13 protein-coding genes are annotated in these 22,823 nt (G+C 68.4%); 5 read left to right on the plus strand and 8 right to left on the minus strand.

Annotated elements, in window-relative coordinates; translation table 11 throughout:
• Position 1: 1 nt before the first annotated feature.
• From PYV02_RS05030 to PYV02_RS05040, 3 genes are all read right to left on the minus strand, one after another.
• Complete coding sequence (locus PYV02_RS05030; protein WP_275756804.1) at positions 2 to 3,883, minus strand: DNA-directed RNA polymerase subunit beta'; 3,882 nt, start codon at positions 3,881 to 3,883, stop codon at positions 2 to 4.
• Positions 3,884 to 3,924: 41 nt separating this feature from the next.
• Positions 3,925 to 7,449: a DNA-directed RNA polymerase subunit beta gene (rpoB, locus tag PYV02_RS05035; RefSeq protein ID WP_275756806.1), complete on the minus strand. Its 3,525-nt coding sequence runs from the start codon at positions 7,447 to 7,449 to the stop codon at positions 3,925 to 3,927.
• Positions 7,450 to 7,681: 232 nt separating this feature from the next.
• Positions 7,682 to 8,038: a group I truncated hemoglobin gene (locus PYV02_RS05040; protein ID WP_275756808.1), complete on the minus strand. Its 357-nt coding sequence runs from the start codon at positions 8,036 to 8,038 to the stop codon at positions 7,682 to 7,684.
• A 96-nt stretch (positions 8,039 to 8,134) separates the two neighbouring features.
• On the opposite strand from PYV02_RS05040, the gene PYV02_RS05045 reads away from it, so the two are divergent.
• Positions 8,135 to 8,746 (plus strand): ATP-binding protein, encoded by a 612-nt coding sequence (locus PYV02_RS05045; protein ID WP_275756809.1) that lies wholly within the window; start codon positions 8,135 to 8,137, stop codon positions 8,744 to 8,746.
• Here PYV02_RS05045 and PYV02_RS05050 read toward each other — a convergent pair.
• Positions 8,743 to 9,228, minus strand: coding sequence for a septum formation family protein (locus PYV02_RS05050; RefSeq protein ID WP_275756811.1), 486 nt, complete (start codon positions 9,226 to 9,228; stop codon positions 8,743 to 8,745). The two genes, PYV02_RS05045 and PYV02_RS05050, sit on opposite strands and share 4 nt — an antisense overlap.
• A 141-nt stretch (positions 9,229 to 9,369) precedes the next feature.
• Between PYV02_RS05050 and PYV02_RS05055 the strand changes: the two genes are divergently transcribed.
• Positions 9,370 to 10,233 (plus strand): spermidine synthase, encoded by an 864-nt coding sequence (locus tag PYV02_RS05055; protein ID WP_420833594.1) that lies wholly within the window; start codon positions 9,370 to 9,372, stop codon positions 10,231 to 10,233.
• Positions 10,233 to 10,697, plus strand: a complete 465-nt coding sequence (locus PYV02_RS05060; protein ID WP_275756813.1) for a SprT-like domain-containing protein — start codon at positions 10,233 to 10,235, stop codon at positions 10,695 to 10,697. Before PYV02_RS05055 ends, PYV02_RS05060 begins: the two co-directional genes overlap by 1 nt.
• Here the strand turns inward: PYV02_RS05060 and PYV02_RS05065 are convergent.
• The gene (locus tag PYV02_RS05065; RefSeq protein WP_275756815.1) at positions 10,687 to 11,091 is read right to left on the minus strand and encodes an SRPBCC domain-containing protein; all 405 of its coding nucleotides are present in this window, start codon (positions 11,089 to 11,091) and stop codon (positions 10,687 to 10,689) included. The genes PYV02_RS05060 and PYV02_RS05065 overlap by 11 nt on opposite strands.
• Before the next feature lie 21 nt (positions 11,092 to 11,112).
• Between PYV02_RS05065 and PYV02_RS05070 the strand changes: the two genes are divergently transcribed.
• On the plus strand, positions 11,113 to 11,730 hold the full coding sequence (locus PYV02_RS05070; protein ID WP_275756817.1) for a CGNR zinc finger domain-containing protein: 618 nt from the start codon (positions 11,113 to 11,115) through the stop codon (positions 11,728 to 11,730).
• Here the strand turns inward: PYV02_RS05070 and PYV02_RS05075 are convergent, their stop codons facing one another.
• Together PYV02_RS05075 and PYV02_RS05080 are read right to left on the minus strand one after the other, a co-directional pair.
• The gene (locus tag PYV02_RS05075) at positions 11,731 to 12,033 is read right to left on the minus strand and encodes a DUF427 domain-containing protein (RefSeq protein WP_275756819.1); all 303 of its coding nucleotides are present in this window, start codon (positions 12,031 to 12,033) and stop codon (positions 11,731 to 11,733) included.
• Positions 12,034 to 12,046: 13 nt separating this feature from the next.
• On the minus strand, positions 12,047 to 12,571 hold the full coding sequence (locus PYV02_RS05080) for a 2-phosphosulfolactate phosphatase (RefSeq protein WP_275756821.1): 525 nt from the start codon (positions 12,569 to 12,571) through the stop codon (positions 12,047 to 12,049).
• Positions 12,572 to 12,603: 32 nt separating this feature from the next.
• Here PYV02_RS05080 and PYV02_RS05085 point away from each other — a divergent pair, with 32 nt between their 5' ends.
• A complete protein-coding gene (locus PYV02_RS05085) occupies positions 12,604 to 13,071 on the plus strand; it encodes a hypothetical protein (RefSeq protein WP_275756823.1) in 468 nt (155 codons plus the stop codon).
• On the opposite strand, the gene PYV02_RS05090 is transcribed toward PYV02_RS05085, so the two are convergent.
• A complete protein-coding gene (locus PYV02_RS05090; RefSeq protein ID WP_275756825.1) occupies positions 13,068 to 22,580 on the minus strand; it encodes a DUF5979 domain-containing protein in 9,513 nt (3,170 codons plus the stop codon). The two genes, PYV02_RS05085 and PYV02_RS05090, sit on opposite strands and share 4 nt — an antisense overlap.
• Between the last annotated feature and the right edge of the window lie 243 nt (positions 22,581 to 22,823).

Consider the following 22,823-nt stretch of genomic DNA (forward strand, 5'->3'; position numbering starts at 1 on the left):
ACTAGTTGTAGGTGCCCGGCGTGAAGTCGTCGGTCGAGAAGCTGTCGAAGTCGACGAAGCTCAGGTCCGACTCGGTGAACGCGCCGTCATCCGCGAAGATGCGGTTCGGGTAGCGCTCGGCCTTCGCCTCGTCCGTCGCCTCGACCGAGACATCCCGGTAGCGCGGGAGGCCCGTGCCGGCGGGGATGAGCTTGCCGATGATGACGTTCTCCTTCAGACCCACGAGCGGGTCGGACTTGCCCTCCATGGCGGCCTGCGTGAGCACACGCGTGGTCTCCTGGAACGACGCGGCCGACAGCCACGACTCGGTCGCCAGGGATGCCTTGGTGATACCCATGACCTCCTGACGGGCCGAGGCGGTCGCACGACCCTCGGTGAGCGCGGCGCGGTTCAGCTCGTTGTACTTGAGCCGGTCAACGAGCTCGCCGGGGAGCAGGCCGGTGTCGCCGTGGTCGACGACGGTGACCTTGCGCAGCATCTGGCGCACGATGACCTCGATGTGCTTGTCGTGGATCGGCACGCCCTGCGAGCGGTACACGCCCTGCACGCCGTCGACGAGGTGCTGCTGCACGGCGCGGACGCCCTTGACGCGCAGCACCTCCTTCGGGTCGAGGTTTCCGACGTGGAACTGCTGCCCGAGCTCGACGTGCTGCCCGTCCTCGACGAGGAGGGTGGCGCGCTTGAGCACCGGGTAGGCGATCGGCTCGTCACCGTTGTCGGGGGTCAGGATGATGCGGCGAGCGCGATCCGTGTCCTCGATCGTGATGCGACCAGCGGCCTCGGCGATCGGGCTCGCACCCTTGGGGGTACGGGCCTCGAACAGCTCCGTCACGCGGGGCAGACCCTGCGTGATGTCGTCCGCGGATGCCACACCACCGGTGTGGAAGGTACGCATCGTCAGCTGCGTGCCGGGCTCGCCGATCGACTGGGCCGCGATGATGCCGACGGCCTCGCCGATGTCGACGAGGAGTCCCGTCGCGAGCGAACGGCCGTAGCAGACCGCGCACACGCCGACGGCGGACTCGCAGGTGAGCACCGAACGCACCTTGACCTGCTCGATGCCTGCGGCGATGAGCGTCTCGATGAGCACGTCGCCGATGTCGCTGCCGGCGGGCGCCACGACCTTGCCCTTGGCGTCGACCGCGTCCTCGGCGAGGCTGCGGGCGTAGACCGAGTTCTCGACGTTCGAGTCGCGAACCAGCACGCCGTCGGCGCCCTTCGCCGCGATCGTCAGGTCGAGACCCTTCGAGGTGCCGCAGTCGTCCTCACGGATGATGACATCCTGCGAGACGTCCACCAGACGACGGGTCAGGTAGCCCGAGTCCGCGGTACGCAGTGCCGTGTCGGCCAGACCCTTACGGGCACCGTGGGTCGAGATGAAGTACTCGGCCACGGTGAGGCCCTCCTTGTAGGAGTGCACGATCGGGCGCGGGATGATCTCACCCTTCGGGTTCGACACCAGGCCTCGCATACCGGCGATCTGACGCACCTGCATCCAGTTACCACGAGCACCGGACGACACCATGCGGTTGATGTTGTTGTCGGTAGCGAAGTTCTCCTGCATCGCGGTCGCGACCTCGGCGGTGGCCTTGTTCCAGATCTCGATGAGCTCCTGACGACGCTCGGCGTCGGTCGTGAGGCCCTTGTCGAACTGGTCCTGCACCTTCGCGGCCTGCTTCTCGTACCCGGCGATGATCGCGGGCTTGGTCGGCGGGGTCACGATGTCGGAGAGCGCCACGGTCACACCGGAGCGGGTCGCCCAGTGGAAACCGGCGTCCTTGATGCGGTCGAGCGCAGCGGCGACCTCCACCTTGGGGTAGCGCTCCGCGAGATCGTTGACGATCGCGGAGATCTGTCCCTTGTCGGCGACGGCCTCGATGTACGGGTAGTCCGCCGGCAGCGCCTCGTTGAACAGCGCGCGACCGAGCGTGGTCTCCATGAGCACGGTCTTGCCCTGCACGAAGCCCTCGGGGGCCTCGCCCTCGGCGAAGTGCACGTTCTCGAGACGGATCCGCGCCTTGGCGTTGAGGTCCAGGGTGTGCTGGTCGAACGCGAGGATCGCCTCGGCGACCGACGAGAACGCCCGGCCTTCACCGGTCGCACCCTCCTTGAGGGTCGTCAGGTGGTGCAGACCGATGATCATGTCCTGTGTGGGCAGGGTCACCGGGCGACCGTCGGACGGCTTCAGGATGTTGTTGCTCGCGAGCATGAGCACGCGCGCCTCGGCCTGCGCCTCCACCGACAGCGGCAGGTGCACGGCCATCTGGTCACCGTCGAAGTCGGCGTTGAACGCCGCGCAGACGAGCGGGTGCAGCTGGATGGCCTTGCCCTCGACGAGCTGAGGCTCGAAGGCCTGGATGCCCAGGCGGTGCAGGGTGGGTGCACGGTTCAGCAGCACGGGGCGCTCGCGGATGATCTCCTCGAGCACGTCCCACACCTGCGGGCGCGAACGCTCCACCATGCGCTTGGCGGACTTGATGTTCTGCGCGTGGCTCAGGTCGATGAGTCGCTTGATCACGAACGGCTTGAACAGCTCCAGCGCCATCTGCTTGGGCAGACCACACTGGTGCAGCTTCAGCTGCGGACCGACGATGATCACCGAACGACCCGAGTAGTCGACGCGCTTACCGAGCAGGTTCTGGCGGAAGCGACCCTGCTTGCCCTTGAGCATGTCGCTCAGGGACTTGAGGGCGCGGTTGCCGGTACCCGTCACGGGGCGACCGCGACGACCGTTGTCGAACAGCGCGTCGACGGCCTCCTGCAGCATGCGCTTCTCGTTGTTGACGATGATCTCGGGGGCACCGAGGTCGAGCAGGCGACGCAGACGGTTGTTGCGGTTGATCACACGACGGTAGAGGTCGTTGAGGTCGGAGGTCGCGAAGCGGCCACCGTCGAGCTGCACCATCGGGCGCAGCTCCGGCGGGATCACCGGAACGACCTCGAGCACCATCGCGGCCGGCGAGTTGCCGGTCTGCAGGAAGGAGTTGACCACGCGCAGTCGCTTGATCGCGCGGATCTTCTTCTGGCCCTTGCCGTTGGCGATCTCGTCGTGGAGCTTCTCGCTCTCGGCGGCGAGGTCGAAGGCCTGCAGGCGCTTCTGGATCGCCTCGGCGCCCATGAAGGCCTCGAAGTACGAACCGAAACGGTCCTGCAGCTCCTGGAAGACGGCATCCTCGGGCTTGAGGTCGCCGACCTTCAGGTTGCGGAAGTCCTCCCAGACACGCTCGAGCTGACCGATCTGCTCGTCGAACGAACGACGAACCTGACCCATCTCCTTCTCGGCGCCGTCCTTGACGCGGCGCTTCTGGTCGCTCTTGGCACCCTCGGCCTCCAGGGCCGCGAGGTCCTCCTCGAGCTTGGCGAGGCGCTCCGCGATGCGGGCGTCGCGCTGGCCCTCGAGCGTCTTGATCTCGAGACGGATCTCGTTCTCGAGGCCGGGCAGGTCCGCGTGACGGCCCTCCTCATCCACCGAGATGATCATGTACGCGGCGAAGTAGATGACCTTCTCGAGGTCCTTCGGCGCCATGTCGAGCAGGTAGCCGAGACGGCTGGGCACACCCTTGAAGTACCAGATGTGCGTGACCGGTGCGGCGAGCTCGATGTGTCCCATGCGCTCGCGACGCACGGAGGACTTGGTGACCTCCACGCCGCAGCGCTCGCACACGATGCCCTTGAACCGCACTCGCTTGTACTTGCCGCAGGAGCACTCCCAGTCCCGGGAGGGACCGAAGATCTGCTCACCGAACAGACCGTCCTTCTCGGGCTTGAGGGTGCGGTAGTTGATCGTCTCGGGCTTCTTCACCTCACCGTGCGACCAACGACGGATGTCGTCGGCGGTGGCGAGACCGATACGGATTTCGTCAAACGCGTGAACGTCGAGCAATTCTTATCCTCTTCTAGTTCCGTAAACCTGTGCCGGTCCGCTTAGATCTCGTCGATCGACGAGGACTCGAAGCGGGTGGAGATGTTGATGCCGAGCTCCTCGGCGGCACGGAAGACCTCGTCGTCCGTGTCGCGCAGGTTGACGACGCTGCCGTCGGCCGAGAGCACCTCGACATTCAGACACAGCGACTGCATCTCCTTGATGAGCACCTTGAAGCTCTCCGGAATACCGGGCTCCTGGATGTTCTCGCCCTTGACGATCGCCTCGTACACCTTCACGCGGCCGAGGATGTCGTCGGACTTGATCGTGAGCAGCTCCTGGAGGGCGTATGCGGCGCCGTATGCCTCGAGCGCCCACACCTCCATCTCACCGAAGCGCTGGCCACCGAACTGCGCCTTACCACCAAGCGGCTGCTGGGTGATCATCGAGTACGGACCGGTGGAGCGCGCGTGGATCTTGTCGTCCACGAGGTGGTGCAGCTTCAGGATGTACATGTAGCCGACCGAGATGGGCTCCGGGAAGGGCTCGCCCGAGCGGCCGTCGAACAGGCGGGTCTTGCCCGTCGAGTCGATCAACCGCTCACCGTCGCGCGTGGGCGTCGTGGAGTCGAGCAGTCCCTCGATCTCGGTCTCGAGCGCACCATCGAACACCGGCGTCGCGACCTTCGTGCCGGGCGCGGCCTTGCGGGCGTGGTCGGGCAGCGTCTCAGCCCACTTGGGCGAGCCGTCGACCTCCCAGCCCTGCTTGGCGACCCAGCCGAGGTGCGTCTCGAGCACCTGGCCGAAGTTCATGCGACCGGGGATGCCGAGCGGGTTCAGGATGACGTCGACCGGCGTGCCGTCGGCGAGGAACGGCATGTCCTCGACCGGCAGGATCTTGGCGATGACACCCTTGTTGCCGTGGCGGCCGGCGAGCTTGTCGCCCTCGGTGATCTTGCGCTTCTGGGCGATGTAGACCACGACGCGCTGGTTGACGCCCGAGCCGAGCTCGTCGTCGTTGTCGGCGTTGAACTCCTTGACCGCGATGATCGTGCCCTCTTCACCGTGCGGAACCTTCAGCGAGGTGTCGCGCACCTCGCGGCTCTTCTCGTTGAAGATGGCGCGCAGCAGGCGCTCCTCGGCGGACAGCTCGGTCTCGCCCTTCGGCGTGACCTTGCCGACGAGGATGTCACCGGGGCGAACCTCGGCGCCGATGCGGATGATGCCGCGCTCGTCGAGATCGGCCAGCAGCTCCGGGCTCACATTGGGGAGGTCGCGAGTGATCTCCTCCTTGCCGAGCTTGGTGTCACGGGCATCCACCTCGTACTCCTCGATGTGGATCGACGAGAGCACGTCGTCCTTCACGAGGTTCTGGGACAGGATGATCGCGTCCTCGAAGTTGTGACCCTCCCACGGCATGAACGCCACGAGCAGGTTCTTGCCGAGCGCGAGCTCGCCGTTCTCGGTCGCGGGACCGTCGGCGATGACCTCGCCGGCCTCGACACGGTCGCCCGCGTTGACGATGACCCGGTGGTTGTAGCTCGTGCCCTGGTTGGAGCGGTCGAACTTGCGCAGGTAGTAGTCCTGCGTGCCGCCCTCGTCGAGCATGACGGTGACGACGTCGGCCGAGACCTCGGAGACGACACCGGCCTTGTCGGCGGTGAGCACGTCACCGGCGTCGATGGCCGCGAAGCCCTCCATGCCGGTACCGACGAGCGGGCTCTCCGAACGCAGCAGCGGCACGGCCTGACGCTGCATGTTCGCACCCATGAGGGCGCGGTTCGCGTCGTCGTGCTCGAGGAACGGGATGAGCGACGTCGCCACCGACACCATCTGGCGGGGCGAGACATCCATGTAGCCGATCTGCTCGGTCGGGATGAGGTCGACCTCGCCGCCCTTCTTGCGGGCGAGCACGCGGGGCTCGGCGAAGTGCGCGTCCGCGGTGAGCGGGGCGTTCGCCTGGGCGACGATGAAGTCGTCCTCCTCGGATGCGGTGAGGTAGTCGATCTTGTCGGTCACCTTGCCGTTCACGACGCGACGGTACGGGGTCTCGATGAACCCGAACGCGTTGATGCGCGCGAACGACGCGAGCGAACCGATGAGGCCGATGTTCGGGCCTTCCGGGGTCTCGATCGGGCACATGCGGCCGTAGTGCGACGGGTGAACGTCACGCACCTCGACGCCGGCGCGCTCGCGGCTCAGACCACCGGGGCCGAGCGCGGAGAGGCGACGCTTGTGGGTCAGGCCCGCGAGCGGGTTGTTCTGGTCCATGAACTGCGAGAGCTGCGAGGTTCCGAAGAACTCCTTGATCGCGGCGACCACGGGGCGCACGTTGATCAGGGTCTGCGGCGTGATCGCCTCGATGTCCTGCGTGGTCATGCGCTCGCGAACGACGCGCTCCATGCGGGACAGACCGGTGCGCACCTGGTTCTGGATGAGCTCGCCCACCGCGCGGATGCGACGGTTGCCGAAGTGGTCGATGTCGTCCACGTCGAGGCGCACGTCGACCTTCTTGCCGTCGCGCACGCCCTTGATCGTCGCGACGCCGTTCTCGCCGATGGTGACATCGGGCGAGGTGGTGTCGTGCAGCGCCACCAGGTACTTGATCGTGGCGATGATGTCCTCGATCGTGAGCACCGACTGCTTGATGTCGGCGTCGAGGCCCAGCTTGCGGTTGATCTTGTAGCGGCCGACCTTGGCGAGGTCGTAGCGCTTGGAGTTGAAGTAGAAGTTGTCCAGCAGCGCACGCGCGGCCTCGGCGGCCACCTGCTCGCCCGGACGGAGCTTGCGGTAGATGTCCTTGAGGGCCTCCTCCTTGGTGAGGATGGCATCCTTCTCGAGGGTCAACGCGATCGACGGGAAGCCCTTGAACTCCTCGAGGATCTCCTCGCTCGTGAGCCCGAGGGCCTTGAGGAAGACGGTGACCGACTGCTTGCGCTTGCGGTCGATGCGCACGCCGACCTGGTCGCGCTTGTCGATCTCGAACTCAAGCCAGGCGCCGCGGCTCGGGATGATGCGCGCCGAGAAGATGTCCTTGTCGGAGAGCTTCTCGGGGGTGCGGTCGAAGTAGACGCCGGGCGAGCGCACGAGCTGGGACACGACGACACGCTCGGTGCCGTTGATGATGAACGTGCCCTTCTCGGTCATGAGCGGGAAGTCGCCCATGAAGACCGTCTGGGTCTTGATCTCACCGGTGAGGTGGTTCATGAACTCGGCGTTCACGTAGAGCGGGGCGGCGAAGGTCTTGCCGCGCTCCTTGCACTCGTCGATCGTGTACTTGGGCTCTTCGAGCTCAGGCTCCGCGAACGAGAGCTGCATCGTCTCGCCGAGGTCCTCGATGGGGGAGATCTCCTCGAAGATCTCCTCGAGGCCGCTGCGGGTCGCGAGGTCGGTTCGGCCTGCGGCCTCACCCTCCGCGACGCGCTGCTTCCAGATCTCGTTGCCGACGAGCCAGTCGAAGCTCTCGGTCTGCAGTGCGAGCAGATCGGGAACCGTCAGCGTGTCGGTGATCTTGGCGAACGAGAGTCGCGATGCGTTGCGACCGTTCTTTGTGGACTTTTTGGTGGACGCGTTGCGCGCAGCAGCCAAGGAAATACCCTCCGTGTGGGCCCGTCGGCCCGGTACTGTCGGTAGTGGATCGCTCCCGGAATTCCCCACCGAAGATCTGCCCCGCCGCTATACTCGGGGCGCGCCAGCTGTCCACAATATGACGGCATGGGGTATGGGAGCGCAAAGAACAACTATAGGCGCAACCTGACGCGTGCGCAAGGTATTCCCTTGACCAGATTCGCGCTCTCCGGTATAAGCCTCGCCGCGCTGTCTACCGCGGTTCGACGATCGCTGCGCGCAGCTGTTCCACCGGACGCACGATGCGTTCGATGAGCTCCTGCTCCACGCCGACGGCCGCGAGTGCGCCTCTCAGATGCTGCAGTGCTCGGGTGTACGCGTGATCGGTGATGTGCAACCCGGCGTGCGCGTTGCGCATGCTGCGCCCGGAGTAGTCCTCGGGTCCCCCCAGCGCCACCATCAGGAAGGCCCGCTGGTGCGCCTTCAGGATCTCGAGATCGACCCCGTGAAACCACACGGAGAGCTCGGGGTCGGCCTGCATGCGCTCGTAGAATTCGTCCACCGCAGCGGCGAGCGCCGGCTCACCGCCGAGCTTCGAATAGAGCGTCACCGACCCGGTCCTCTCCGTCTGCTCCGCTGAGTGTATAGACGCTGCTGTCTATCCGAGAAACTCGACCGATCGGGACGCGCGATAGGGTCGGGAACCATGGCTGCAGAACCCGCCCGGATCGTGCTCGTCGGGGCCGAATCGACCGGAAAGACGACGCTCGCGCGCGAGCTGACGGAGCATTTCCGCGCCCGCGGAGGCGACTGGGCCGACACGCGTTGGGTGCCCGAGTACGGCCGCGAGTACACCGAGCTGCTGCTGGAGCGCCAGGGCGCGGTCGCGGCCGAGGGCGAGGCGGCGAGCGCGGAGTGGACGGCGGTGGATTTCGTGCGGATCGCGTTGGAGCAGCAGCGTCGTGAGGATGCGGCCGCGGCATCCACGCGCTCCCCCGTGCTGTTCTGCGACACCGACGCGTTCGCCACCCAGGTGTGGGAGCGCCGCTACCTCGGCCCAGGCAGCACGGCCGCGTTCGACGCGCTGCCGGTGCTGCCGCCGCGGGCGCTCTACCTGCTCGCGGACGTGCACGGCGTGCCGTTCGAACAGGACGGCATTCGCGACGGCGAGAACCTGCGCGAAGCCATGCAGGGATGGTTCGTCGAGGAGCTCGAGGCGCGGCGCGAGCCCTGGGCGCTCGTCACGGGCTCACGCGAAGAGCGCCTCGCCACGAGCATCCGGCTCGTGGACGAGGCGCTGGCCTTCGCGACCGACTAGCGCGCCGCGCCCGCGAGGGAGGTGCTGATCTGACCCGCCGGATCGAACAGGATGCAAGAGACCTGGCGGTCGTTGTACTCCTTCCAGCCGTCGGCGGTCGGCACGTAGTAGTTGTAGTCCAGGGAGGACTCCTCGAACGCGAGACCGACGTAGCCCGCGAACGGCCCGTAGCACCCCTCATCGGCGAGGCTGAACACCTCGTCGTCACCGGGGAAGGTCGCGCGGTCGATGTCGAACTCCGCGTAGACCTCGTAGTCGTGCGGCTCGGTGCACGGCACGGTTGGGATGTCGGTGACGACATCTCCGCCGGGCTCGTTGAAGCAGTCGCCAACTTCGATCCACGTCGACTGATCGTTGAGGGCTTCGGCGATGGGTGTGGCGACGTCGATGACGTCCTTGATCGAGCTGCAGCCGCCGAGCGCGATGCCGACGCCGAAACAGACGACGACGACGGCGGCGATGCCGCGGGTGGTGCGATGCATTCTGACTCTCCTTGGGTTGGAATCGGTATGCCCCAAGACTCGCGTTCGAGCGGGGCGAGCGGATGGGCATCCACTGCTCAACTGCCGCCCGGCCGCCTACCTACCCGACGTGTGCGGATACCTACCGGGTAGCCTCGACGAGTGACTGAGATCCCCGAGCGCACCCTCGCCGCGAGCGGCTACCGGGCGACGATCACCCCCGACCGTTGGGTCAACGGCGCCTACACGCTCACCGTCAACGGCACACCGCAGTCACACGTGAATCTCGAGAACCCGAGCGAGCTGTTCTTCGAGTACGTGCAGCGCATGGGGCACGTGATCGATCGAATCGGCGAGCCCGGCGAGCCCATCACGGCACTGCACCTCGGTGCCGGCGCACTCACGCTCCCCCGATATGTCGAGGCCACCCGTCCCGGCTCCCGGCAGCAGGTCATCGAGCTCGAGTCCGACCTCGTCGACTTCGTGCGCGCCGAGCTGCCCTGGTCGAAGCAGGCGTCGATCCGCATCCGTCACGGGGACGCGCGCGACGTACTCGGCCGGCTGCCGGCAGGGCTGCGCGGCACTGTCGACCTCATCGTCGTCGACGTGTTCAGCGGGGCTCAGACGCCCGCCCACGTGACGAGTGTGGAGTTCTATACCGAGGCGGTCGCGCTGCTGTCGGCACGCGGCATCCTCGTGGCCAACGTCGCCGACGGCCCCGGCCTCGCGTTCGCTCGCGGGCAGGCCGCGACGCTCGCCGCGGTGCTGCCAGAGGTGGCGGTGCTCGCCGAGACCCAGATTCTGAAGGGCCGCCGCTTCGGCAACCTCGTGATGGTCGGCTCGCGAGCGCAGTTGCCGTTCGACTGGATGCCCCGACTGCTGGCCGCGGGTCCGCACCCCTCCAAGGTCGTAGCCGGCGCCGAACTGCGCGAGTTCATCGGTGGCACCCCGGTCGTCACGGACACCACGGCCACCGGGTCGCCGCCGCCGGGGATGATCTTCCGCGAGAAGCCGGGCGCGAGCTGATGGCCGATCTCGATCGGGTGCGCCGCTGGGCCGACGCCCTCATCGACCTGCACCTCGACCGCAGCTGGACCTTCGGCTTCGACAACGCGAAGACGCGCGCGGGGCTGTGCAACTACACCGCCAAGCGCATCACGGTGTCCCGCTATCTGGCCGCCAAGTACGAGGACGACGAAATCCACCAGGTGCTGCTGCACGAGGTGGCGCACGCGATCGCCGGCACACGCGCCGGGCACGGGCCGAAGTGGAAGGCCGTCGCAGTCGAGCTCGGCTACGAGGGCAAGAGGCTGCACGGCGGTGCCATCGCCGACGAGATGGCGCGCTGGATCGGTACCTGCCCCGCCGGCCATGTGCACTACCGCTACCGGCGACCGACGCGTCCGCTGGCCTGCGGCAAGTGCTCGCGCACGTTCGACGCGCGCCACGCGATCACGTGGGTCGAGCGAGACCGCGCGATCAGGGCGTGAGCGCCTGCGCCAGCTGGGCGACCACGGTCTTCCAGTGGCCGAGCATCATGCGGCGCTCCTCCCGATCGGCGAGCTTCTCGTGGTGCACCGCGATCGTCGTGCCGGCGGCGGCGGCCTTCACCGTGATCTGCAGGGTGGTGTCATGCGGCCAGTCCTCGGGCTGCCAGCCGAGTCGCACCCGCACGCCCTCGGTGCGACTGCGGATGATGCCGCGCACACCGTCGCGCGTCTGGTAGGCCTCGCCCTTGAGCATCGGCAGCGCCTCGATGTCGCCGAGCCAGATCCGAAGTCCCTCGCCGAGCAGGTAGGGCCAGACGACCTCGATCGGTGCGGCCACGGTCGCGCGCACGCCGACCTCCCAGCCGACGTCCTTGGTCGATCCCGTCGTGCTCACGTAACCAACTATATTGGTTACATGCGAGCGTCGACGACACCCCGCCCGAACGGCCAGTGGTTCGCGGGCAGCGCCGACGGTCACCGCTGGTGGTTCGATTCCGGCGCGATCGCACTCGACTTCGCCTACACGGGCGCGATGGGTCAGGCGCGACCGGAGTGGGAGCGCTGGCACACGCCCACCGAGCTCGCGGAGTGGCTCGGCGAGCGATTCGAGGGGCTGGATGCCGCGGCCACCGATCGCGACCTCACCGACGCCCGCGCGCTGCGGTCGGCGATCGCGCGGCTCGCGACCGGGATATCCCGCGGCGTGGAGCCGGACGGCGACGACGTGGACGTCGTCAATCTGTTCGCGGCGACCCCCGACATCCCGCCCGTGCTCGACGGAGGACGACGCCAGGCCGGGAGATCGCGCGCACGTGTGGGCCAGGCGCTCTCCGAGATCGCCCGCGAGGCGGTGGGACTGTTCTCCGTGGATGCCCGGCACCGCATCCGCGAGTGCGCGGCAGACGACTGCGCCCTCGTCTTCTACGACGGATCGCGCTCGAACAACCGCCGCTGGTGCTCCATGCAGCGCTGCGGCAACCGGGCGAAGGTGCGCGCCTACCGCGCGAACGCCTCGGTCACCGACGTCCAGTGACTACTCGACGACCGTGACTTCCTTCCAGAACGCCACGTAGTTCGAGAAGTCCTTGCCGACGCGGTCGAACGCGGTCGGGTAGGGGGTGGGGTAGCTCCACGCGCGGTCCTGCAGCAGCTCGTCGCCGTTGCGCACCGAGAAGTACTGGCACTCGCCCTTCCACGGGCACGTGTACGGCGTCGGGCTCTTCTCGAGCAGGTCCGCGTTCACGCTCGACGGCGGAAAGTACCAGTTGCCCTCGATCTTGATGAGCTCTTCCTGGGGTGCTTCGGCGAGCACGGTGTCTCCGAGTACGGCCTTCATGATGGGTGCAACCCTAGGCGGACGGGCCGAATTCCCGCAGGATGCCGAACTCGGCCCGCGCGTTCGCCTCGCGTGCGGCGGCCACGGCCCCCGCCCCCGCCTCCTGACCGCTCACGCAGGCCGAGAGCACGTGTGCGGTCGCGTTGCGCAGCCCGGCGAAGGCGCCGGCCGCTGCGGCGGCCTCCGGTGAGGTGAAGTCGATGCCGACCTCGGCGAGCGCGTCGATCACCGCACCGGCGGCGAGCAGGTCTTCGACGGCGAAGCGGCCATCCGGCCCACCGGCGGCGACGACCGCCACCACGGCGCGACCGCCGAGTTCCACCTGCTTGGCGAGGATCCACTGCGCGACGGCGGTGCGCGATCCCACACTGCCGGTGATGAGGGCGCCGTCGTGCCGGAGCGCGAGCGGATCCGCGACGGGCTCGGGCAGGGCATCCGCCCAGACGACGATGTGCGAGCCGGGCGCGATCGCGGCGGCGCCCGCAAGGCCCCAGTCGAAGCGCACCTGATACTTGGTCTGGTTGCGTGGATCGCTCACCGTTCGAGGCTAGCGGAGCGCATGATGGTGACATGCGCATCCTGTTGAAGCTCGTGCTCGACTGCCCGCCGGATGCCGCCTGGAACGCCATCCGCAGCCCAGCGACCTTCGCGCAGGTCTCTGCGCCGTTCACGACCTTCGAGTCGCTCGAGCCGCAGGGATTCCCGGAACGCTGGGCGGCGGGCGCCCACCCGGTTCGCGTGCGCGCGTTCGGGGTGCTGCCGATCGGAGAGCAGTCCATCACCATCTCGTTCCCGACACGGCACGACGACGTGCGCGTGATGCGGGATGACGGCGGTGCCCTCGATGGCCCGCTCGCGGTCGTGACCGAGTGGCACCACACGATGGCGGTCTCCCCCGCGCCGCACGGGCGAACCCTCTACCGGGATCGCCTGCAGTTCAGCGCCGGGGTGTTCACGGTGGTGCTGTGGCCCGTCTACTGGGCGTTCTGGCAGTGGCGAGCCGTGCAGATGCGACGGCTCGCCACCACCTGGGTCTAGGAGCGCCGGCGACGGCGGTCCGCCGCCACGATCGCCACACCGACGAACGCCACGAGCAGCCCGGCGAGGCCGATCGGCACGATCGGCGGCAGAGCGCGACCCGTGTTCGGCAGGGCCAGCGTGTAGACGTTGACGACATCGAACCGCACCGGATCCAGGCCGATCGACAGCGTCGTCAGGCTCGTGCTCACCACCTTGGAACTGACCGTGCGCCGCGAGACCGTCGAGTCCTTGCTCGTCTCGCCGGGCTCGATGATCACCTCCTCGGCGTCGTTGGTCACCGTCTCGGTCAGTTCGCACTCGGCACCGACGGGCAGGTCGACATACTCGATGCTCTCCATGTGCAGGATCTCCCGGCTCGCGCCACCGGGGATCTCGATGCTGCGGTCCTTGCCGTTCACGTCGAGCGTGCACGCAAGCTCGACGACGAACGTGAGGTGCTCGTGCGCCGGCCCGTCGGATCCGGTGACCTTGTTGGTCACGATGAGCATGCCGAGCTGGAACTCGTTACTGAGCGCGACGTCGATGGCGTCATCGGCGACGACGGTGACGCTCACCGGGTCGGCCGCCACCGAGGCGCCGCCGATGCCGGTCTCCTCGAGCACGCACTCCGCGCCGGCCGGAAGCCGCGTGAAGGAGTCCGCATAGCCGTTGTCGGCATCGAGCGTGCGGGTCTCGCCGAACGGGATCTCGATGGCCTCGTCCGTTCCGTCGACATCGCGCGTGCACTGCAGCGTGACGATGAACGGCCCTTCACCGTAGAGCATCGAACCGTCGCCGGTGACCGTCTTGGTGACATCGATCGAGCCCTCGGCGAAGTCGTTGCTCACCGCCACCTCGGTCTCGACCGCATCGACCGCGAACACATCCGGGAGCGTGGAGGCGGTCGCACCGCCGCTACGGGTCTCGGTGAGCTCGCACTCGGCGTCGAGCGGCAGACCCTCGTAGTCGGCCGCGTACGTCGGGGAGGCGAGCTCCCGGGTGGCGCCGCCCGGAACGGTCACCGGCACGGTCGAGCCGTCGACGTCACGCGTGCACTGCAGGGAGACCTCGAACGGACCGTCGCCCCACAGGTCCCAGCCGCCCGTGCGCTCCTTGGTCACGGTCACAGTGGCGAGGCTGAACGTGTTGCGCACGGTGACGGGCAGGGTGTCGTCCGCGGCGCTCGTGAAGGTCGCCGACGTGCCGGCCGTGCTCACGCCGTCCATCGACACGCTCGTGGCGTTGGCGCCACCGGTGGCGGTCTCGGTGATCGTGCACTCGGCGCCGGCCGCGATGCCGTCCAGCTCGATGGGATCGTCACCGGCCACGAGCGCGAACGTCTCGTCCCAGACGGTGCGTTCGCCGGTCGCGTCGTCGAGCACGCAGATCAGACGCACCGCGAAGGTCTCGGGCTCCCAGGCATCCCCATCGCCGTCGGTGATCTTCGCGAGGGTCACGCTGCCGGAGTCATAGGCGTTGTCGATCTCGACGAGGTTGCGCGACTCGCCACCGGAGTCGGAGGCGAGCACGACCGTCGCGCTCGCGCCGGGGCGGCTGAGGCCGACACCGGCGATCTCGGTGCGGATGGTGGTGCCCGCGGCATCCATCTGGTCCAGTTCGGTGATGGTGCACTCGGCACCGCGCACCAACCCGGTGATCTCGAGCGGGATGCCGGGCTCCAACACCGTGCCATCCGGCGTCGCGTAGACCGGCGCGCCCTCGAACTCGCAGAGCACCTCGACGGGGAACGGTCCGTACTCGATCGCGGTGCCGTCCTGATCGACGGCGGTGCTCGAGATCTGCTTGGTGACCACCAGGCTCGCGGTCTGATAGCGGTTGACCACGAAGACGGTCGGTTGCGCCTGCTCACTGTGGATCGCGCCATCCACCGTGATGAGGAAGGCGTGACCCGCGGCGACGTCGGTCGTCAGGGGCACGCTGACGTCGGTGGCGATGAAGCTCGACGAGGCGCCGGCGGCGTCGGACTCACGCACCGTGCAACTCGCGCCCGACGGCAGACCGGTGAACGTGGTCGACAGCGCACCGGGCAGCAGGTCGCGCTCCGGATCGGTGACCACGATGGACTGCCCGTCACGGGTGCACTCGATCGTCACCGTGAACGGTCCGACGCCGAAGTCGGAGGCGTCGCCGTCGAGCACCTTGGTCACGGTCATCGAGCCGGTGAGATACCAGTTCTGGATGGTGGCGTGACCCGGGTTCGACTTGGTGACCGTCACGATGGAGCCGGTGACGACATCGCCGGCGTCGAACACGATGGTCGTGTCATCCGCACCGAGATCGTCTGCCTCGGTCGCGCTGCAGGTGGAGCCGTCCGCGAGGTTCTCGATCGTGCGGCTCTCGTCGTCGGCGAGCACGATGTCGTCGTCGAAGGCGTTGCCGCCGCCGGGTGCGGTGCACGTGACGTGGATGGTGAACGGGCCCTGCCCGAACTGCGCGGCGCCGCCACCGACGCTGTCCTTGGTGACCGTGAAGCTCGAGACCGCGTAGCGGTTCGTGACCGCCGCGCTGTTCGCGCCGGCGACGAGCGTCGTCACGGCCGTGGTCGCGTTGACCGTGCCGTCGCGCGTGACGATCGTCGTGGAGTCGGCACCGCCGGTGTCGGTCTCGGTCACCGTGCAGCTCGCGCCGGCGGGCAGGTCGCTGAAGGTCTTGCTCGTCGTGCCGACGCGGTCGAGCGTGAAGCTCTGCAGGGCGAGCACCGTCTGGCCCTCCCACGTGCAGGTCGCGGTGAAGTCGAAGGAGTCGGCGACGTAGACCGAGCCGTTCGCCTCGTCGACCGCCGAGGTCTGCACCGCCTTCGTGACGGTCAGGCTCGCGTTGGAGAAGGTGTTGGTGACCGTGAAGGTTCGGCTCGACCCGGTGAGCGTCGTCGCTTTCGCGGGCACGCTCTTGGAGGTCGCGCCGCCGTCGTTCGCGTCCGTCTCGGTGACCGTGCACTCCGAGCCCCCGGCCATCGCGGCCGAGACGAGCCGGTCGGCGATCTGGGTGGTGCCCGACTTCGTCAGCGTGATGTTCTCGTTCCACACCGTGGTCGGACTCGCGTTGCCGTTGGTGCAGGTCACGTTCACGATGAACGACCGGTTGCCCCAGGTGTCTGCCGCATCGCCGGCCACCGTCTTGCGCAACGTGATGCTCGAGACGCCGTAGGTGTTGGTGTAGGCCACCGTGTTCGCGGCGGGGGCGAGCGTGACGATGCGCGCGGTGCCGGAAGCGGCGGACCCGGTCGCCTCGTTCTGCGTGACCGTGGTGGTGGTGCTCTGCGCCCCACGTGCACTGGTCTCGGTCACGGTGCAGACCGCGCCGGCGACGAGCCCGGTGATCGTCTTCGTGCCGCCGTGCGACAGCGAGAAGCTCGCATCCCCGGAGCTCAGCGTGATGGCCTGCGCTCCAGCACCCTTGTCGAACGTGCATGACACGGTGAACGGCGCCGATCGATACGCGATGGGCGTGCCGGCCTGGTTGACCGCGCCCCCGTTGTCGACGGTCTTCGTGATTGTCAGGCTCGCCGAGGTGTAGGTGTTCGTGACGGTCGAGGACTCGATGGCGGGCCGGTTCTCACTCCCGAACGCGGGATGCGCATTGGAGACCTGCGAGCCGATCAGGGCATCGAGCGCCGCCTCCGCCCGCAGCACCTCCTGGGAGATCGACGTCGCAGTCTGCCCGTAGTTCGTCGGTTCGCTCACGGTGCACTGTGCGTAGAGCGGGATGCCCTCGACCAGCAACTCCGTGCCGGGGGTGACGGTGAACGGGCTGCGCAGGGCACCCGTGGAGGTCTTGAGCGTGATCGTCTCGCCCGCCGACACACAGGTCAGCGCGAGGGCGAAGGTCGACGGGGCATAGGCCGTCGCCGTGCCGGTGACCGACTTCGCGAGCCGCACCTGGCCGGTCGCGAGCGCGACGCCCACCTTTCTGGGCTCGGTCACGAAGCGGTAGGCGAGGTCGATGGGCTGCGAATCCGCGTCGGTGCCGATGCCGACGGCCGCGCCCGCAATCGAGTTGTAGGCGACCGAGTCGCGCGCGAGGGTCGACTCGGCGATGTCCACCTGGGCGGCCGTCGTCGAGCGATAGGTCACGGAGACCGCGGAGCCCGGGCCGAGGCCGGACGGCATCGTCACCACGAGCTTGAGGGCGACGATGTCGGCCATGAACTCGGGGGTCGCTGCCGGGTCGAGCACCTGCCAGTCGCGCTCGAGCACGTCGTCGATGTGCGCGCGGCTGTCGAGGCACACGAGGTTCTCGGTGGACATGCTCGGGTTCGAGTCGGCATCCATGCCCATCTCGTACTGGATGTCGGCGGCGTTGCACCGCGGCGTCGCCACGCCGCTGGTCTTCGTGTAGTAGACGGTGAGGCTCGAACCCGCCGGCGCGCCGTTGAGCACGGGGTACTCGGAGAGCTTCGGCGTCCACTTCGAACCGCGCGACTCGTTGATGATCACACCGGTGTCGCCGCCGGTGGGCAGCAGGTCGATCGCGACGACCTTCGCGACAGGCACGTTGCCGCTGTTCGTGAACTTCGCGACCCACTCCTCGGTGCCCCCGGGGCGAGTGATCGGCACGCAGGGGTAGCGGTAGTACCCGTTGCCGTTGACGGTCAGGTTCGGTCCGGCGTCGCACACGGTCGGGTTGCTGGTCTGGGTCTTCAGGATGCCGAGGTCATCGAATCCGAGCGGCGTGCCGTCGTCGGCGAGCGGGCCCGCACCGACGCCGCGCACGCCCTTGATGATCGTCATCGGAGCACTCGGCATCGGCCGCACGGTCGTCTCGGCCCCGCACTCGGCCACGAAGGTCTGCTGGCTGGTCGGCGAGGTGGAGGCGTTGTCGTAGCGATCGCAGGAGTCGAGCACCTGGTCGGTGACCACCGTGACGGCGTTCGTGACCGGGGTGTCCGCGATCAGCTGCGCGCGGAACTCCAGCGGGGTGTTGATCGTGAGCGTCCAGCCCACGGGCAGACTGCTGCCCGCCGGCATCCGGAACTCCAGATCCAGTCCGGCAGGCGAAGGGGTGCCGATCGTCGCGACGATGGCTGGGGCGGGCTGGGTCACGCCCGCCGCGTTCTTGAGCACGTAGCTGAAGGCGTGTGCTGCGTCGTAGGCCAAGCCCGTGTCGGGATCCTTCGGGATCTCGAGCATCGGCCCCGAGGCATCCCCCTGGATGTGATCGCCGACCACTAGACCGGTCAGCGCCTTGTCGCCGCTCGAGCCGGTGTTCTTGATCGTGATCGCGAACGGGATCGCGGCACCGAGGGTCTGACCGCCGGTCGGTCCCTTGCGCACCTCGATGCGAGCAGGGAGGTGCTGGTAGGTGATCGCCCGCACGGACGACTGGTTGGCGGTCCAGAGCGGGCTGGTGTCGTCGGCGCTCTCGGCCGCCTCGACCGTGACCTTCACCGCATTCGTGAAGGTGGCGCGAGCCGTTTCGCCGGGTGCCGGGTCGGGGAACGTGTAGAGCGTCGACGGCACCGGCGTGGTCGTGCCCGCGGGCGTCCACACCAGCGTCGCGCGGCGGTCGACGGTGAAGTTCACGAACTGCTCGGGGTTGTAGGGCCGCTCCCATGCCGCGTAGTCCGAGCGCGTGAAGGTGAGCCGGATGCCGCGGATGTCGTCCTTCGTGGCCCCGGCGACCGTCGGCAGCGCGAGACTCGACGACGGTGTGCCCTTGTGCCAGCAGAGCTCGAGATCCGCACTGCCGCCGCACTTGGCCACCAGTGTGCTGCCGTCGAGTTCATAGGTCACCCCGACGAGCACGTCGACCTGCACGGTGTTGATCGGCGCGGCGAAGGGCGAACTCGCGAACGCATCGAAGCGGTAGGCGTTCCAGAACGTGGGCGAGGAGTCCTCGATCACCATGCGGGTGGTGCGCACGTTGCCCGTCGGGCGACCGCCGATGGTGACCGTCGCCTTGGCCGAGGAGCCGCCGTACTGGATCGCCGGAGCCAGCGCCGTGGACGTGGTGTTCGCGACGATCGTCTTGGTGGCCGCGGCGCCGTACTCGAAGGCCGCGATCTGCATCGTCGCCGATGCGGAGGCGGTCACGGTGTTGTCGGATCCGCTCGCGGGGTCGCTGAGCCCGGCGGGGTCCACCACGCTCGCGAGCGTGCTGTTGTCGACGGTGCGGGCGGTCGAGTCGGCACCGGAGGTGCGCACCGTGGCGCGCAGCTGGGTGTCGAGCGTCACCGTGGTCCGTGCGCTCGGTGCGATGCGACCCTCGTGCACGACCTCGATGCTCGTGACCGCGGCCAGCGTGGTGGCCGACAGGGCGAGTGCGTCAGCGATGTCGTAAGTGCCGAGCGGTTGCAGGATGACCCGACTCGAGGTGGCGCCGGAGGGCACCGTGATCGACACGATGCGCGCGAGGTTCACGTACTCGAACGGTGTGGTGCCGCCGCTCGGCTCGGAGATCGAGAGCTGGTTCACGCGGATGGTCGAGGTGTTCTGCGCCGAGACCGTCAGTCGCGCCTTCGGGTAGAGCTCCTGCGGCGTGCCGACGGGCGGGATGCCGAGCGGGCCGTCGGTCCAGGTCTTGGTGGCGGCCGCATTGATCGGGCGGTCGATGATCGACACCGAATCGCTGCCCTGATCGCGGCGTTCGGTGCCGCCGACCGCGGTTCCGACGATGCCCGCGGTGTTCACCACCACGCCGGCCGTGGAGTTGTAGATCGCGTTGCGGGTCAGACCCAGCACCGCGCTGCCGTCCGAGCGCCGCGTGTCGCGCAGCTGGAACTCCAGCGTGATGTGGCGCGACCGTCCGACGCTCGCGGAGACACCGCTGCCGACCAGCGGCGCAAGCGGGTTGCTGCCGATGCGGGCGGCGCGAGTCGGGCTCTCCTCGACGACGAGGCGCACGCCCGTGGCATCCCGGCGCTCGTCGGCGCTCAGGGCGTAGCCGGGGAACGCACCGTCGCACGCGTTCGCGGCGCACGGGTTGGTCTCGGTCGCGTGCCACGCGCCGGCGTAGAACAGCTCGACGGCCGTGATCCGGTCGTACGTGAGCAGCGGGTCGGCGGTGGACGAGATCGCCGGAATGCGCACGAGGTCGAAGGCCTCGAAGACGGTGTCCGCGGCATCCTGCGGGTCGCCGGAGACGCCTGCAGCGCTGTCGCTGATCGTCACCGAGTTGAACGGCAGACCACCGGTGCCCCAGGAGATCGTGCTGGAGATGCGGTCGCCGGAGCGGGCGAGCACGCTCTTCTCCCCGGTGCTTGCCGAGGCGCTCCAGACCTTGTCGATCATGTCGATCACACCGCCGCCACCGCCTCCGCCGGTCGGGATGCCGATGAGCGAGAGCGTCGCGTCGTCGGAAAACTCGGCGAACTCGGGGGTGGCCGCGACGTTCTCGACCCGAGACAGCACGGCGTTGACGATCGTGGAATCGGTCTCGCGCGGCGTGGCCGTGGTGCCAGAGTCCGAGCGCAGCGTGTCGCGCAGCACCGCCTTGATGTTCGGCTGCACGCTGAAGCCCGGGGGCAGTTCGGTCGCGGGCCCGACCGGCTCGAACACGAACCGGATGCCGCCGAACGCCGCCCGCTCCTCGGGGGTGAAGAACCGCGACCAGGTCGTGGGCCCGGCGATGTCGGTGGCCGCGGCATCGATCGGCAGCCAGGCCGCGCCATCCCAGAACTCGACCGTCATGGCCGCGCCGTCGGGCACGTCGGTGGCGATCACCGCGGCGATGTCGAAGCTGTCCCAGAACGGATCGGATGCCGGGTCCGCCGTGTCCGCGATGACGAACCTGGTCGCACCGACGGTCGACCCGGTGGGGCCATCGGGATCGGCGACGCCGGTGGGCTCGTCGTCGACGCCGCCCGGCAGGGAGATGATCGTGAACGCTCCGGGCACGGAGTAGATGGTGTCGGGCTGCAGGAGCTTGTCGACGGTGGAGTTCACGCGGGCGGTGCGCCGGGTGAGTTCCGCCGCCGCGGTCGTGGATGCCGTCTGACTGGTGGTCGTGACCGCGCTCAGGGCCATGGTGCCGGTCGTGGTGACGTCGGCGGCGACGGCGGAGGTCGAGGCGATGTAGGGCACGGTGGCGTACTGGCCTGGCGTCATCGAGGTGCCCGTGAACACCACACGGAAGCCGATCACGGTGCGGCCGTCCTCCGGCGCCGGCAGGGTGTTGCGCGTCGTCGTCGACACCGCGGTCGCGTAGGCGCCCGAGGCGTCCGCGTAGAGGAAGCCGACGGCGGCGGAGGTCGCGCCGACCGGCCACTCGATGCGCGCGGCATCCCACGAGACGAAGGCGAGTCCCTGGTCCTCGAGGCTGGCGGTGGCATCCGCCGGTTCCTGGATGGTCATGGTCGAGAAGGTGAAGTTGCCCGAGTTGCTGCCGCTGAGGGTCACGCGGGTGTTCTTGCCGCCGAGCAGGCTCGCCTCGGTGAACGTCTTGGTCGCGACCGGGTTCACGGTGACCCGGTTGATGGTCAGCGAGGCGCTGTCGCTGACCGGAGTGCTCGAGACGCTCGCGTAGGTCGACCACGACGAGGCCGCAGCGCCGACCGTCGCGGACGGGTTGATCGAGGTGACCGCGCTGCGCAGCACTCCCGCGATCGAGACGGCGGCGCCCGCGTCGCGCGCGATGCCGCCCGAGCTGGAGGTGAAGGTCAGGCGCAGGCCGGTGATCGTGCTCGCCGTGACGCCGGAGGGCAGCGCCGCGGTCGCCTGCGGGGTGCCGAGGTTCCAGGTTCCGCTGCCCGTCGTGAGCCAGTCGACCTGCACCAGGTCCGCTCCACTGGGCCAGGTGGTGACGCTCAGCGCGCTGACGGCCACGTAGTCGAAGAGCGTGGTACCGGAGGCCGGAAGCTGCACCGCGAGCGCGTCGACGGCGCGATTGGCGGTGTTGCGGGCATCCACCGTCATCGTCACCGAGGTCGCGGCGATGCCCGGCACGGTGGTGGGCGAGATGGTGAGATCGACGGTCGAGGCGAGCACCGTGGGGATCGCCAGCAGTGTGGATGCCGTGTCGACGTCCCCGCTGTCTCGGTTGGCGACGGTCGCGGTCGCGGTGTTGACGATGGTCTGAGCGTCCCAGTCCGCGGCGGCATCGAGCGGCACCGCGGCGACGACCGTGAACTCGAGGCTCGTTCCACCGACCATGCCGACGTTGCCGCCGCCGAGATCGGTGGTGAGGGTCACGGTGAACGAGTTGCCCGAGGTGGTCGCGGTCGCGGTCGGGGCATCCGGAGCACCGCTGCCGGAGGCGACGGTCACCGACTGCAGCACGAGCGGTTCCGGAAGCGTGTCCTCGACGCGCAGGTCGATGCAGTCGGTCTCGAGGCTCGAGCAGGCGACGCCCATGACGTAGGTGACGAGCTCGCCCGGGCCGACCGCCGTCGGGAGCGCGGGCGAGACATCCTGCCGCAGCTCGACCCGCACGGGGTCGAAGAGCGGGTCCGGATCGTCGGCCGAGGCCGCGACCGGACTCAGCACGCTCAGCGCAACGAACGTCGACAGCGCCGTGGCGACGGCGGCGAAAGCTCCGCGCTTGCGCGGCCCTCCCCATGCGAACAACACGATGTAGCCCCCCAGATTCGGCGCGCCGAACCTGGGAACACAATCGTTGTGCGACGGCTTCGGGTTGCCGCCTCCGAGGCTACGGGCAGCACTTTGTACCCCGAAACTCCCCAGTGTGGGTCCTACCCGAACGGGGTACACGGATGTATATCGGTCGCGACTGCTAGGCTGGTGGTACTTGCGGGGGCCATGACGGCCCCCATGCGTCGCAGAACGCTCCCCTCTTCTCGCCCGACCGCCTCG

Source organism: Antiquaquibacter metalliresistens (assembly GCF_029211225.1).
GTDB lineage: Bacteria > Actinomycetota > Actinomycetes > Actinomycetales > Microbacteriaceae > Rhodoglobus > Rhodoglobus metalliresistens.